General features: G+C 67.4%; 14 protein-coding genes. 13 read left to right on the top strand and 1 reads right to left on the bottom strand.

What is annotated here, in order from left to right; translation table 11 throughout:
- Positions 1–43 precede the first annotated feature (43 nt).
- The 13 genes from rpsD (at position 44) to nusB (ending at position 12,164) form a co-directional block, all read left to right on the top strand.
- The gene (rpsD, locus tag ACUYM2_RS09815; RefSeq protein ID WP_091251848.1) at positions 44–670 is read left to right on the top strand and encodes a 30S ribosomal protein S4; all 627 of its coding nucleotides are present in this window, start codon (positions 44–46) and stop codon (positions 668–670) included.
- A gap of 146 nt (positions 671–816) precedes the next feature.
- Positions 817–1,191 (top strand): DUF948 domain-containing protein, encoded by a 375-nt coding sequence (locus ACUYM2_RS09810; RefSeq protein ID WP_175321020.1) that lies wholly within the window; start codon positions 817–819, stop codon positions 1,189–1,191.
- Between the two features lie 29 nt (positions 1,192–1,220).
- Entirely contained in the window at positions 1,221–1,490 is a 270-nt protein-coding gene (locus ACUYM2_RS09805; protein ID WP_481599888.1) for a DUF6167 family protein, read from the top strand.
- Between the two features lie 209 nt (positions 1,491–1,699).
- Positions 1,700–4,378 (top strand): alanine--tRNA ligase, encoded by a 2,679-nt coding sequence (gene alaS, locus ACUYM2_RS09800; protein WP_481599887.1) that lies wholly within the window; start codon positions 1,700–1,702, stop codon positions 4,376–4,378.
- A gap of 13 nt (positions 4,379–4,391) precedes the next feature.
- Positions 4,392–5,006, top strand: coding sequence for a Holliday junction resolvase RuvX (ruvX, locus tag ACUYM2_RS09795; RefSeq protein WP_481599886.1), 615 nt, complete (start codon positions 4,392–4,394; stop codon positions 5,004–5,006).
- Positions 4,987–6,678, top strand: a complete 1,692-nt coding sequence (gene mltG / locus ACUYM2_RS09790; protein ID WP_481599885.1) for an endolytic transglycosylase MltG — start codon at positions 4,987–4,989, stop codon at positions 6,676–6,678. Before ruvX ends, mltG begins: the two co-directional genes overlap by 20 nt.
- A complete protein-coding gene (locus ACUYM2_RS09785; RefSeq protein ID WP_481601459.1) occupies positions 6,675–7,559 on the top strand; it encodes a shikimate dehydrogenase in 885 nt (294 codons plus the stop codon). The genes mltG and ACUYM2_RS09785 overlap by 4 nt, the downstream gene beginning before the upstream one ends.
- 26 nt (positions 7,560–7,585) lie before the next feature.
- On the top strand, positions 7,586–8,785 hold the full coding sequence (gene aroC, locus ACUYM2_RS09780; RefSeq protein WP_481599884.1) for a chorismate synthase: 1,200 nt from the start codon (positions 7,586–7,588) through the stop codon (positions 8,783–8,785).
- 83 nt (positions 8,786–8,868) lie between these two features.
- Positions 8,869–9,438, top strand: coding sequence for a shikimate kinase (locus ACUYM2_RS09775; RefSeq protein ID WP_481599883.1), 570 nt, complete (start codon positions 8,869–8,871; stop codon positions 9,436–9,438).
- Positions 9,435–10,526 (top strand): 3-dehydroquinate synthase, encoded by a 1,092-nt coding sequence (gene aroB, locus ACUYM2_RS09770; RefSeq protein WP_481599882.1) that lies wholly within the window; start codon positions 9,435–9,437, stop codon positions 10,524–10,526. The genes ACUYM2_RS09775 and aroB overlap by 4 nt, the downstream gene beginning before the upstream one ends.
- On the top strand, positions 10,526–11,044 hold the full coding sequence (locus ACUYM2_RS09765; RefSeq protein WP_481599881.1) for a tetratricopeptide repeat protein: 519 nt from the start codon (positions 10,526–10,528) through the stop codon (positions 11,042–11,044). The genes aroB and ACUYM2_RS09765 overlap by 1 nt, the downstream gene beginning before the upstream one ends.
- Positions 11,045–11,190: 146 nt before the next feature.
- The gene (gene efp, locus ACUYM2_RS09760; RefSeq protein WP_018773146.1) at positions 11,191–11,754 is read left to right on the top strand and encodes an elongation factor P; all 564 of its coding nucleotides are present in this window, start codon (positions 11,191–11,193) and stop codon (positions 11,752–11,754) included.
- Positions 11,754–12,164: a transcription antitermination factor NusB gene (nusB, locus tag ACUYM2_RS09755; RefSeq protein ID WP_441402995.1), complete on the top strand. Its 411-nt coding sequence runs from the start codon at positions 11,754–11,756 to the stop codon at positions 12,162–12,164. The genes efp and nusB overlap by 1 nt, the downstream gene beginning before the upstream one ends.
- An 84-nt stretch (positions 12,165–12,248) precedes the next feature.
- Here nusB and ACUYM2_RS09750 read toward each other — a convergent pair whose 3' ends face one another.
- The gene (locus ACUYM2_RS09750; protein WP_481599880.1) at positions 12,249–13,505 is read right to left on the bottom strand and encodes a PrsW family intramembrane metalloprotease; all 1,257 of its coding nucleotides are present in this window, start codon (positions 13,503–13,505) and stop codon (positions 12,249–12,251) included.
- Positions 13,506–13,629: the final 124 nt, after the last annotated feature.

Here is a 13,629-nt window from a genome sequence, read left to right as displayed (position 1 = left end):
AGGCCAGTAACACTGACACACCGCAGATATTGGAAGGACACAAGTGGCTAACAACACTCGTGCTCGCCGTACCGCACGCCTCTCGCGTGCACTCGGCATCGCTCTGACCCCCAAGGCCGCCAAGTACATGGAGCGCCGCCCGTACGGCCCCGGTGAGCATGGCCGTGCCCGCAAGAAGCAGGACTCCGACTACGCCGTACGTCTGCGCGAAAAGCAGCGTCTGCGCGCGCAGTACGGCATCCGCGAAGCCCAGATGACCCGTGCCTTCGAAGAAGCACGCCGCACCAAGGGCCTGACCGGTGAAAACCTGATCGAACTGCTCGAAATGCGTCTCGACGCCCTCGTGCTGCGTGCCGGCTTCGCCCGCACCATCGCCCAGGCCCGCCAGCTGGTGGTGCACCGCCACATCCTGGTTGACGGCATCCGCGTTGACCGCCCGTCTTTCCGCGTCGGTGAGGGCCAGCTGGTCCACGTCCACAGCCGCAGCGAGACCATGCCTCCGTTCCAGGTGGCAGCCGCAGGCGCACACCGCGATGTGCTGCCGATGGTTCCGGCGTACCTGGACGTCAAGCTTGACGCCCTGCAGGCACGCCTGGTCCGTCGCCCCAAGCGCTCCGAGATCCCCGTGACCTGCGAAGAGCAGCTCGTCGTGGAATTCTACGCACGCTAGATCCAGCGCGACACCTTACAAAGAAGCCCGTGGCAAGCGCCGCGGGCTTCTTTGTATGTAAGGTACTTGGGGGAGTTCTCCGCCGGCAGCGCCCGCGGACGGAGAACCATGCAGGAATCCACGTAGTTTCAAGGAGATGAACGTCTATGTCTGGTGGCGATATTGCCGGCCTGATCGCGGCCGGAGTGTTTGCACTGCTGGTCCTGCTGCTTGCCGTACCGATCCTCAAGCTCGGCGGAGTGTTCGACGAGGTCCGCAGTACCATCCGCTCCATCAGCGACGGCGCGACCCCGCTGATGGATGAGGTCACCGCTACCGTCTCCACCACCAACCAGCAGCTAAAGAAAGTCGACGGGATCGCCTCCAACGTCTCTGACGCCTCCGCCAATATCTCGGCGCTGTCCTCGCTGGTCGCCGCCACCGTTGGCTCCCCGCTGATCAAAGTCGCCGCGTTCAGCTACGGCGTGCGGTCCGCCTTCTCGGCCCGCAAAAAGCCCGCCACCGGCCGCCGCAGCCGCTGACCTCACTGATCACGCTGACAGGAGCTGACATGAACAGAATCATCTGGATGGGCATCGGCGTCGCGATCGGCGTCATCGCCTTCCGCAAACTCACCGAGGCACAGTCGAACCTCGGCCCCGAAGGCCTGAACCGTGCGGTCGGCCGACTCGCCGACGGGGTGTACGACTTCGCCGACGCCGTCCGCGTCGGCATGCACGAGCGGGAATCCGAACTCCGTACCGCCCTTGGTGTGGAAACCGGCGCCGAGACTGCCGTGGACGCCGCCCCCGGCGCCCGCCGGGATGCGGTCCGGCGCTAGCCGGGAGAGAATAAGAAGCAACGGCGCCCCGCGGGGCGCCTGCCGGTTCCGGGCCGGCACCTCAGAGTATGTCCGAAGGCTGGCAGCATGGCGCCCTGCGTCCACCCCGCCGGCAGGCGCCGCCGGTAAACACCGGCGGCGAGCACCGGTGACGAGCACCAGCCCGGAACCAATGACGCAGTGAATATTGAAGGGTAAGAAACCAGGTTATGAAGTCGCAGGAGATCACCAAGCGCTGGATCGACTTTTTCGTCAGCAAGGGCCACACGGCGGTTCCGTCCGCTTCCCTGGTCTCCAGCGACCCGTCCCTGCTGTTCACGGTGGCCGGCATGGTGCCGTTCATCCCGTACCTGACTGCACGGGAGGAAGCCCCCTACGCCCGGGCCACCAGCGTGCAGAAGTGCATCCGCACCGGCGACATCGAAGAAGTCGGCAAGACCGCCCGGCACGGCACCTTCTTCCAGATGTGCGGCAACTTCTCCTTTGGCGACTACTTCAAGGAAGACGCCATCAAGTTCGCCTGGGAACTGCTCACCACGAGCGTTGACGACGGCGGCTACGGCCTGCCGCCCGAGCGTCTCTGGGTAACCGTCTACGAAGAGGACGACGAGGCCAAGGAACTCTGGCTAAAGAACACCGGTGTCCCGGCCGAGCGGATCCAGCGGATGGGCAAGGCGGACAATTACTGGTCCACCGGGCAGCCCGGACCCGCCGGCCCCTGCTCCGAGATCTACTACGACCGCGGCCCGGCCTACGGTATTGAAGGCGGCCCCCTGGCCGACGAGACCCGGTACATCGAAATCTGGAACCTCGTGTTCATGCAGTACCAGATCGACAACGTCCGCTCCAAGGTGGACTTCGACATCACCGGCGAGCTGCCGAAGAAGAACATCGACACCGGCCTCGGCATGGAGCGCCTCGCGATGATCCTGCAGGGCGTAGAGAACATGTACGAAACGGACCAGGTCCGCCCGGTGATCGACAGGGCCGCTGCGCTCTCCGGCAAGGAATACACGTCCGCGGAGACGCCGGAGGATCCGCACCACACCGACGACGTCCGGATGCGCGTGGTGGCCGACCACATCCGATCGGCACTGATGCTGATCGCCGACGGCGTCACCCCCTCCAATGAAGGCCGCGGCTACGTGCTGCGCCGCCTGATCCGCCGGGCCGTGCGTTCCATGCGCCTGCTTGGCGTCGAGAAGGCCTGCCTGCCCGAACTGCTGCCCGCCTCCCGCGACGCCATGAAGGGTGTCTACCCGGTGGTGGAAACCGACTTCGACCGGATCAGCCGGATCGCCTACGCCGAAGAGAAGGCCTTCCTGCGCACCATCGCCTCCGGCACGGCCCGCCTCGAGGACGCCGTGAAGGAATCCAAGGCGGCCGGCCAGCCGCTCTCCGGCGCGGACGCCTTCGCGCTGCACGACACCTACGGCTTCCCGATCGACCTCACCCTGGAAATGGCAGAGGAAGCCGGGCTCAAGGTCGACGAGCCGGAATTCCGCAAGCTCATGCTGGAACAGCGCCAACGCGCCCAGGCCGACGCCAAGGGCAAGAAGGGCGCCCACGCGGACCTCTCCGCCTTCCAGGAACTGCTGGCCGCGGGGGAGACCGTGTTCACCGGCTACACCGAGCTTGCCGGGGAGTCCAAGGTGCGCGGCATCCTGGCCGGCGGCCGGAAGGTCTCCCAGGCATCCACCGGGGAGGAAATCGAACTCGTGCTGGCCGAGACGCCGTTCTATGCCGAAGCGGGCGGCCAGGCAGCGGACACCGGCCTCATCACCGGGGACGGCTTCGTCGTCGAGGTCCTGGACGTGCAGCGCCCGATCAAGGGCCTGAGCGTGCACAAGGCTATCGTCCGCGAAGGCGAAATCGGCGCAGATGCGCTGGTTCAGGCCGCCGTTGACCGGGAACGCCGCCACGCCGCCGAACAGGCCCACACCGGCACGCACATTGTGCACGCCGCCCTGCACCAGATCCTTGGGCCGGAGGCGCTGCAGCGCGGTTCGTTCAACAAAGCCGGCTACCTCCGTTTCGACTTCGCCTGGGGCGAAGGCCTCAGCGCTGCGACGCGCTCCGAAATCGAGGAAGTTTCCAACATCGCGATCCGGAACAACTTCCAGGTCGAGACCAAGGTCATGGGCCTGGCCGAAGCCAAGGCCCTCGGAGCGATGGCCCTGTTCGGTGAGAACTACGGCAACGAGGTGCGCGTCGTCGAGATCGACGGCGCCTGGTCCCGCGAGCTTTGCGGCGGCACGCACGTGTCCAACACCTCGCTGATCGGCAGCCTGTCCCTGCTGGGCGAGCAGTCCGTGGGTTCGGGAAACCGCCGCGTGGAGGCCTTCGTCGGCATGGACGCGTTCCGCCACCTTGCCGCCGAGCGCGCCCTGGTGACCGAACTCACCGAAATGCTGAAGGTTCCTTCCGGGCTGCTGACCGAGCGGATTGCCAGCACCCTGAACAAGCTGAAGACGGCCGAGAAGGAACTGGAGCGGCTGCGCAAGGAGCAGCTCACGGCTGCCGCCGCGCAGCTGGTAGGCACCGCCAAGGACGCCGCCGGCGTCAAGGTCATCGCCCACGACGCCGGCATGGTCAGCGGCGCCGACGACCTCCGCGGCCTCGCCCTGGACCTGCGGACCCGCCTCGGCTCCGAGCCGGCAGCCGTCGCGGTCGCCGGGGTCAGCAACGACCGTCCGGTGATCCTGATCGCCACCAACGACGCTGCCCGCGCGGCCGGCGTCAAGGCCGGTGTGCTGGTCCGGCTCGCGGCCGGTATCCTCGGCGGCGGCGGCGGCGGCAAGGACGACGTGGCGCAGGGCGGCGGCACGGACGCCTCCAAGGTCGGCGCGGCGCTCACCGCCGTCGTGGACGCCATTACGAGGCGTTAGTCCGGGGCCACGGATGACTGAATCGGCCGTGCCCGGCGTCTACCCCCGGGGCGTAAAACTCGGGGTAGACGTCGGCACGGTCCGGGTTGGCCTAGCGGTCTGCGACCGTGACGGCATCCTGGCCACGCCGCTGCGGACGCTGGAGAGGAACGCGAAGAAGAACACCGACGTGCGCATCCTCGCGAAACTCGCGGCGGAACTCGAGGTGGTGGAAATTTTTGTCGGCCTGCCGCGCACCCTTAAAGGCGAGGAGCACGCTTCCGCTCGAATGGCCACCGAGTATGCAAAGCTACTGGTCAGTACACTATTGGAGGCCGGTTCCGGCATTCCGGTCAGGATGGTTGACGAGCGGCTGAGCACGGTGACAGCCCACCGCAACCTGCATCAGGCTGGCATGAGCAGCAGGGACCACCGTAAAGTAGTGGATCAGGTTGCGGCCGCAGGTATCCTCCAGCACGCGATCGACATGCAAAAGGCCAGGGGAACGGATGTAGGAAGCCGCGTCAGTGCGGACCTCCCTCCGGGGCCACCCGGCGACGGCGCTCAGACCGTTCCGGAAGTACACACGCATTCTGCACAACGCATTCTGCCCAAAATGGAAGGCTACAGTGAGCCCGGTCAACAATGACGACTCCTCTGGTGTTGCCAACAGCGGCGCCGGCCGACCGCTGACGCGCAAAGAGATCCGGGCCCGGGAGAAATTCCTCGCCACCCAGGGTCACGACATCATCCCGCCGCAGGCCTTTGAGACCGGCCAGGACGCTCCCGCAGAGCCGTCGGAAGCACCCCGGGAACCCGTCGACGCCGCGCCGGCGCAGCCGCAGACTGCGCCGACCGTGCATCAAGACCCCGTTCACACAGCACCCGTTCATCCGGAACCCGTTGACGCCGCGGCCGGACACGAGGAGCCGGTCGTTGAACACCCCGGCCTCGAAGAGCCCGTCAACGAGGAGCCGGTCGTTGAACACCCCGGCCTCGAAGAGCCCGTCCACGAGGAGCCGGTGGTTGAACACCCCGGCCTCGAAGAGTCTGTCCACGAGTATGCCGGCGGGATGTCCCGGGAGGAGACCCTGCGCCGCGCCGACGAGCTGCAGTACGGCCAGCGCCTTCAGGACAGGGCGGATTTCCACCCCGGCTATGCGTCCCACCCCGACGATGAGGCCCCCCCTGTCTACGACGACGAACCCGGCCACGATCTGATCGCCGGCGCCGCCGCCCTCCCCACCGCCAAGGGCCCGTCCAAAAAGGTCCGCCGGCGCCGCCGGTTCGTTGCCCTCATCTTGACGCTGGCCGTTTTTGTGGTCGCCATCGTCGTCGGTGCGCAGGTCATTAAGCCGCTGCTCGGCGGCGACAAGATGGCTGATTACCCGGGCCCGGGCACCGGGTCCGTGACGATCACCGTTCCGCCCGGCGCAGGTCCCCGGTCTGTGGCCGCCGACATGGAGTCCCAGAAGGTCATTGCGAACGCGGATTCGTTCGTCAAGCAGTTCGCCGCCTCGGGCGGATCCCTGAGCCCGGGTACCTTTACGCTGCGCAAGGAAATGAACAACGCTGATGCGGTGGCTGTCCTCCTGAACGAGGGCCAGGACAAGGTCATGTACTTTGCCCTGAACGCAGGGCTGCGGATCGACGAGTCACTGCGGGCCATCTCCGAAGGCACCGGAATCCCGATCGAGGACCTGAAGAAGCTCAGTGACTCCCCGAAACAGTTCGGCGTGCCGGCTAAGGCCAAGAACCTCGAAGGGTTCCTGTTCCCTGGCGAATACCGCTTCCCGCTCGGGACCTCCGGGAAGGACATCCTGGCGAAACTCGTCAGCACCACGCTGGAGGAACTTAAGGCGCAGGGCGTCACCGATCCCGGCAAGCAGTACGACGTCCTCACGGTCGCCAGCATTGTCCAGGCCGAAGGCGGCCAGGCCGAATACGGGGACGTGGCCGGCGCCATCTATAACCGGCTCAAGCCCAGCAACACCGAGACCAACGGGCTGATCCAGTCCGACGCCACGGTGACCTACGGGCTGGGTATCCGGAGCTTCCACATTGACGAAGACCAAAAGGCGGACAAGTCGAACCGGTACAACACCTACGCCAACCCCGGACTGCCGGCCGGACCCATCGGGTCGCCGGGCAAACGGGCCATCGACGCCGCCGCCAAGCCCAAGAAGAATGATTACCTGTACTGGGTCACCATCAACCTGGACACCAAGGAGACGAAGTTCTCCAAGACCCTGGCGGAGCACAACGGCTATGTGGCCAAGTACAACGCCTGGTGCGAGGCCAACCCCGGACGTTGCGTGTGACGCTGCGGGCCGCCGTGCTCGGGCATCCCATCAGCCACTCGAAGTCACCGGCACTGCACCGCGCCGCCTACGCGAAGCTCGGCGTCGAACTGGCCTATGAAGCCTTCGACGTGACGGAGGACGCGCTGCCGGGGTTCATGGCAGGGGTACGCCGCGATACCAGCTGGCGCGGCCTGTCCGTGACGATGCCGCTCAAGGCCGCCATGGCCGCCGAGATGGACGAGATCCGCGGCGTCGCCCGGCAGCTGGGCGTCATCAACACTGTCGCCTTCGAACACCCGGGCGCCGCTGACGGTGCGCCGGTCCGCCTGGTCGGCTACAACACTGACGTGGCCGGGATCGTCAACGCGCTCCGGTACGCAGGAGCAGGCGCTGAACCGTCCGCCGTCATCCTAGGCGGCGGAGGGACCGCCGCAGCCGCTGTCGCCGCGCTCAAGGAACTCGGGGCGCCCGGCGCCGCCGTGTACGTACGGGACGTCGGCCGCGCCGGCGAAGCCCGGGCAGCGGCCGCCGCTGTCGGCCTTCCCCTGCAGGTGCTGCCGCTGGCAGCTGCGGCGCAGGCAGTAACCGCCGCCGACGTCGTGATCTCCACCCTGCCGCCGCGCGCTGCCGACGGCCTGGCGGAGGAACTCGCCGCAGCATGGGCCCCGAACGGCGGCAGGGCCGCCGGGGTGCTCCTCGACGTTGCCTACGATCCCTGGCCGAGCCGTATCGCCGCCGTCTGGTCGGACGCGGGCGGGCGGGTGGTTCCCGGCCTCGAAATGCTGCTCTACCAGGCCGTGGAGCAGGTACGCCATTTCACCGGACTCGGCGGCCCCGTGCCGGCGGAAGTCATAGATGTGATGTGTGACGCAGTCGGGGCGCCCCGACGGGTGTTCTAAGGGGCTTGCATGGCAGGATGGATTGTATGTTGCGTTGGTTGACTGCCGGAGAATCCCATGGTCCGGCCCTGGTCGGAATTATCGAAGGCGTCCCCGCCGGTGTTGAGCTCACCAGCGGCCGGATCGTCGAGGCACTGGCACGCCGGCGTCTCGGCTACGGCCGCGGTGCCCGGATGAAGTTCGAACAGGATGCGGTAACGGTCCTGGGCGGTGTCCGCCACGGACTGACCCAGGGCGGGCCCGTCGCCATCCAGGTTGGCAACACCGAATGGCCCAAGTGGGAGCAGATCATGTCTGCTGACCCGGTGGACCCTGAAGCCCTCGCCGACCAGGCCCGCAACGCGCCCCTCACCCGGCCGCGGCCTGGCCACGCCGACTTCACCGGCATGCAGAAGTACGGTTTCGACGAGGCCCGCCCGGTCCTGGAGCGCGCCAGCGCCCGCGAGACCGCAACCCGGGTCGCCCTGGGCGCCGTCGCTGCCGCGTTCCTCCAGCAGCTTGGCATCGAACTGGTCTCGCACACCGTCTCGATCGCCAGCGTCGCGGTCCCGGAGGGCCGGCCGCTGCCGGTGCCGGAGAACGTGCTGGCCCTCGACGCAGACCCGCTGCGCTGCTTCGACCGTGAAACTTCCGACGCCATGGTCGCGGAAGTGGACGCCGCGCACAAGGAAGGCGAAACCCTCGGCGGCGTCGTCGAGGTACTCGCCTACGGCCTGCCGCCGGGACTGGGCAGCTACGTGCACTGGGACCGGCGCCTCGACTCGCGCCTCGCCGCCGCACTGATGGGCATCCAGGCGATCAAGGGCGTCGAGGTCGGCGACGGCTTCCTCACCGCCGCGCGCCGGGGATCGGCCGCCCACGACGAAATCGTCAAGGACGCGGACGGCAAAATCATCCGCACGTCCAACCGCGCCGGCGGCATCGAAGGCGGCATGAGCATCGGCGACGTGCTCCGGGTCCGGGCCGCCATGAAGCCCATTGCGACCGTGCCGCGCGCGCTCAAGACCGTCGACGTCAGCACCGGCGAGGCTGCGAAGGCCCACCACCAGCGCTCGGACGTCTGTGCGGTCCCGGCCGCCGGCGTCGTGGCCGAGGCGATGGTGGCGCTGGTCCTCGCCGAGGCAGTCACGGAAAAGTTCGGCGGCGACTCCGTGCAGGAAACCGCCCGCAACATCAAGGGTTACCTGGACAACATTCCGGCGTCCCTGGACTCGATCGGCCACTAGTGCCGGCACCTATTCCAGCGCGTAGGGAACCCCGCAGAGAACCGCGTGGCACACCCAACCGACCAATCGCACTGATCGGTCCGATGGCGGTTGGCAAGTCCGCGATCGGACAGCAGCTTGCCCAGCAGCTCGGGGCCCGCTTTGTCGACACCGACGTTGAAGTGGTCGCCCAGCACGGCTCCATCGCCGACATCTTCGCGGGTCGCGGGGAGTGCGCGTTCCGCGAACTCGAAGCCCGGGCCGTGGCGCAGGCCATCGAAGAGGCCGTAGGCACCAACACAGCAGGCACCAACACAGCAGGCACCAACACAGTCATCTCCCTCGGCGGCGGCGCGGTGCTGGACTCCGGCACGCAGCAGCTGCTGGCCGACTGCACCGTGGTCTACCTCGAATGTGACGCCGTCACCGTGGCCGAGCGCATCGCCCGGAACTCCGGGCGCCCGCTCCTGGCCGGCGACGCGATGGAACGCTGGCGGTCCCTGTTCGCCACCCGGCAGCCGGTCTACGAACGACTCGCCGACCTGGTCCTCGACGTCCGGAGCGGCTCCGTCCCGGAACTCGCGCGCCGGCTCGAAGATGCGCTTGAGCAGCTTGCCGCCACCCAAACCGCCGCGACCCCCGCCCCAGCAGCGACAAGGAAAGTTGAAAAGTGAGCACCGAATCAACCGTCATCAAAGTCACCGGCAAGGCTCCGGGGGACAACTACGACGTCGTCGTCGGCCGCGGACTGCTGGCCAAGCTGCCGGGCCTGCTGGGGGAGCGCGTCAAGCGCGTCCTCGTCATCCACCCGCGCGCCCTGCGACTCACCGGCGACGCCGTCCGGGAGGAGCTGGCCACCGCCGGCTTCACCGCACTGACGGCCGAGATCCCGGACGCCGAGGAAGGCAAGCACATTGAGGTGGCCTCGTTCTGCTGGCAGGTGCTGGGCCAAAATGACTTCACCCGCTCGGACGCGATCGTCGCCGTCGGCGGGGGAGCGGTCACCGACCTCGCCGGCTTCGTCGCCGCGACCTGGCTGCGCGGCATTAAAGTCATCCACATGCCGACCAGCCTGCTGGGCATGGTGGATGCGGCCGTCGGCGGCAAGACCGGCATCAACACCGCCGAAGGCAAGAACCTGGTGGGCGTGTTCCACCCGCCGGCCGGCGTGCTCGCGGACCTGGACACGCTGGACACGCTGCCGAAGAACGAGATGATCTCGGGCATGGCCGAGGTCATCAAGTGCGGCTTCATCTCCGACCCGGCCATCCTTGACCTGATTGAAAAGGACCCCGCCGCGGTGTCCGACCCCCGCACCGCGACGGTGCGCGAACTGATCGAACGCGCCATCACCGTCAAGGCCCGGGTTGTTTCCGAGGACCTCAAGGAAACCGGGCAGCGCGAGATCCTCAACTACGGCCATACCCTGGGCCACGCGATTGAACTCGCCGAACGCTACTCCTGGCGGCACGGCGCCGCAGTCTCAGTAGGCATGATGTTCGCCGCTGAACTGGCCCGCAGCGTCGGACGGCTCAGCGACGCCGACGCCGACCGGCACCGGACCATCCTCGAGAGCCTCGGCCTGCCCCTTACCTACCGGCGCGACCGCTGGCAGGCCCTGCTGGACGGCATGCGGCGGGACAAGAAGTCCCGCGGCGACCTGCTGCGCTTCGTGGTGCTCGACGGCGTCGGTCGTCCCGGCATCCTGGACGTCCCGGACACCTCGCTGCTCTTCGCGGCGTACCAGGAAATCGCGTCCTGATGATCAGCGACAGCGGCGGCACCAGCGAGTGGCCCGACGCCGGGTTCCCCGGCATCCGGATCAACCCGCAAACCCTCATGCCGCAGGTGGTCAACGAGGAGGCGTGCGCCGAGGCACTGGCCGCCTCGACAGACCCCACCGACCTGATCTTTGTCCGCCTCGTGGAAGGCCACCCGGGCGAGGCCGCCGAACTTCTCGCCGAGGCCCGGTACAAAGATCCGGATTCGTTCCGGCTGCGGATGTTCGAGGCCGAGGTGCTGCGGGTCTCCCACCGCTTTGATCGCGCCGTCGAGCTCTACCGCCAGCTCCTCGCCGAAGCGCAGGGCACGCCGGACGAGGCCGTGGTCCGGCAGCACCTGGGCCGGTGCCACTTTGCCGCCGGCAACATCTCCGCCGCCGTCGAATCCTTCGCCAAAGCACTGGACATACGCGTGGCAGGCTCAGCGGACGCGGCGCTGATCTACTCGTCGACAGTAGCCCTGCAACGCGCGCGGGACGTGCTGGACCTGGCAGGCTAAGGCGCCGTCCGGCAGCGTGCCGGCAAAACCGGTAGAATGGTTTTTGGATTTTTGATAAATACGCGCTGGCAGGCCGGATCGGCATGCCTGCCTGGCATAAGCGGCTGGCGGCTAGAACCAGTCAACTTGAGAAACCTGAGGATATTGTGGCAACCACTAACGACATCAAGAACGGAACCGTGCTGAAGCTTGAGGGCCAGCTTTGGAACATCATTGAGTTCCAGCACGTCAAGCCCGGCAAGGGCGGCGCGTTCGTCCGCACCAAGATGCGCAACGTGATGTCCGGCAAGGTCGTTGACAAGACCTTCAACGCCGGGCTCAAGATCGAGACCGCCACGGTTGACCGGCGCGACTACCAGTACCTGTACCAGGACGGCGCCGACTTCGTGTTCATGGACACCTCGGATTTCGACCAGCTCACCGTGTCCGCCGCCACCGTCGGCGACGCCACCAACTTCATGCTGGAGAACCAGATGGTGAACATCGCCATCCACGAGGGCAACCCGCTCTACATCGAACTGCCGCCGAGCGTCGTGCTGGAAATCACGTACACCGAGCCGGGCCTGCAGGGCGACCGCTCCTCCGCGGGCACCAAGCCGGCCACCCTCGAGACCGGCTACGAGATCCAGGTGCCGCTGTTCGTGGAGAACAACACCAAGGTCAAGGTCGACACCCGCGACGGCAGCTACCTTGGCCGGGTCAACGACTAGTGAGCGCACGCGGTAAGGCCCGTAACCGGGCCCTGGATGTTCTCTTCGAGGCGGAGCAGCGCTCCGCCTCCGCATTCGATGTGCTGCGGTCCCGTCGTGAACAGACGGATCAGATCATCAACCCGTACACCTTGGAAATCGTCGAGGGGGTCGTCTCCCACCAGGCCGCGATCGACGAGTTCCTCGAAACGTACTCGCAGGGCTGGTCGCTGGAGCGGATGCCCTCGGTGGACCGCATCATCCTGCGGATCGGCACCTGGGAACTGCTCTACAACGACGACGTCCCCGATGGCGTCGCCGTGAGCGAGGCTGTCGCCCTGGCCAAGACGCTCTCCACGGACGAGTCGCCGTCGTTCATTAACGGCCTGCTGGGCCGCCTGCAGCAGCTGAAGCCTTCGCTGCTGGCCTGACCCCCGGGCGGGCCGGGAATGCAACAACAAGGGCCGGTGCCCGCCGCGAGGCGGACACCGGCCCTTGTTGTCTCCGCCCACGGGTCAGCGCAGGACGGCGTCGCGCAACGCAACGATCTCGGCGAGCTGCCGCTGCTCGTCGAGCTGATGCGCCGGCACGTCCCGGCCGCTGAGGATGCGCTGCCGGATGAAAGCCAGCCGGGTGGCGGCGTGCAGGAACGCCCGCATCTGCGGGCCGCGGCCGATGGACCTGGCCCAGCGCAGGGCCGAGCGGCGCCCGGCGGGGGTTGCCAGCATGGACACTTCCTGGCCCGTGAACCACCCGGCCGCCGCGTACTCCTGCAGCCGCTGCCGGGTCAGCCGGCGTTCCGCAACGCGCAGCAGCACCACAACGAGGACTGCGAGCAGGAAGATCGGCACCTGGACAAGGATGTACTGCGCCAGGAAGTTCTGGCCCATGGAGTTCCAGCCGCTGTGCAGCAGCATGGCAGGGACCAGGCCCACCGGGAATGCGAGGAGCGTCAGGCCGGAGTGCCAGCGGCGCGCCGCGAAACCCAGGATCAGCCCGGTTGTCCCGGTGAAAATGGCGTGCGCGAACGGAGACATCACACCGCGCAGGAAGAACACGACGGCCAGGTCCGTGCCCGGGGTGCTCGACTCGGCGATGGCCCGGCCGAAGTACAGGATGTTCTCGGTGAAAGCGAAACCGCCGGCAATCGTGAACGCGAACACGACGCCGTCGACCGGACCGTCGAACTGCTTGCGCGCGAAGAGCAGGAGCAGCAATAAGCCAAGCGACTTGGCGAATTCCTCCACCACCGGCGCCTGGACCGTGACCGCGAACGTCCGGTAGTCCAGCCCCGACGCCGGACCCGCGGCGAGCGAGAAGAACGGCTGGATCAGCATCGTCACGGAAATCGACACGAGCGCTCCCCAGGCAAACGCGAAGAGCAGCAGCCGCTTCGGTTCGGGCTCCCAGCGGTCGATGTAGCGGACCGCCAGCAGGACCGAGCCGAGTGGCAGCAGCGAGGCGATAAAGCCTACGACAAAGCCGCCGGGGCCGGTGTTTTCCAGCACGAACGGCAGCACGAGGAACAAACTCATGAAGGCGAGCAGCCCACCGCCCAGCACCAACGCCGCCATGCCCGCCGAGGCCCGGGGCCGCGGCAGCAGCTGTGCCACTACGTGGCCGCCGGGTGCGGGCCCGTAGCCCGGCGCCGGCCGGTAGTTCTGCGGCCGGACCTGTCCCATCCAGCTGGGGTTGGCCTGCTGCGGTATCTGTCCAGCCAGCGGCGGCCGGCCCGGTGTGCGGGCGCCCGGCGGAGGATCAAAGCTCGTCATGCCACGAGCCTAAGCCGCGCGGCGCCGGGCAGCCGAATATGGCCAGCGGGGCAGGACCGCGGTGTGACGCACACCGCCTCTCCACGGGCCGGTCGGCGGCGGCCCGTGTGGTAATTTGAAAGGG

This window comes from Arthrobacter sp. SD1074B, from assembly GCF_056780195.1.
Note: the sequence above shows the minus strand (reverse complement) of the source record. Positions and strands in the feature narration are given on the sequence as shown.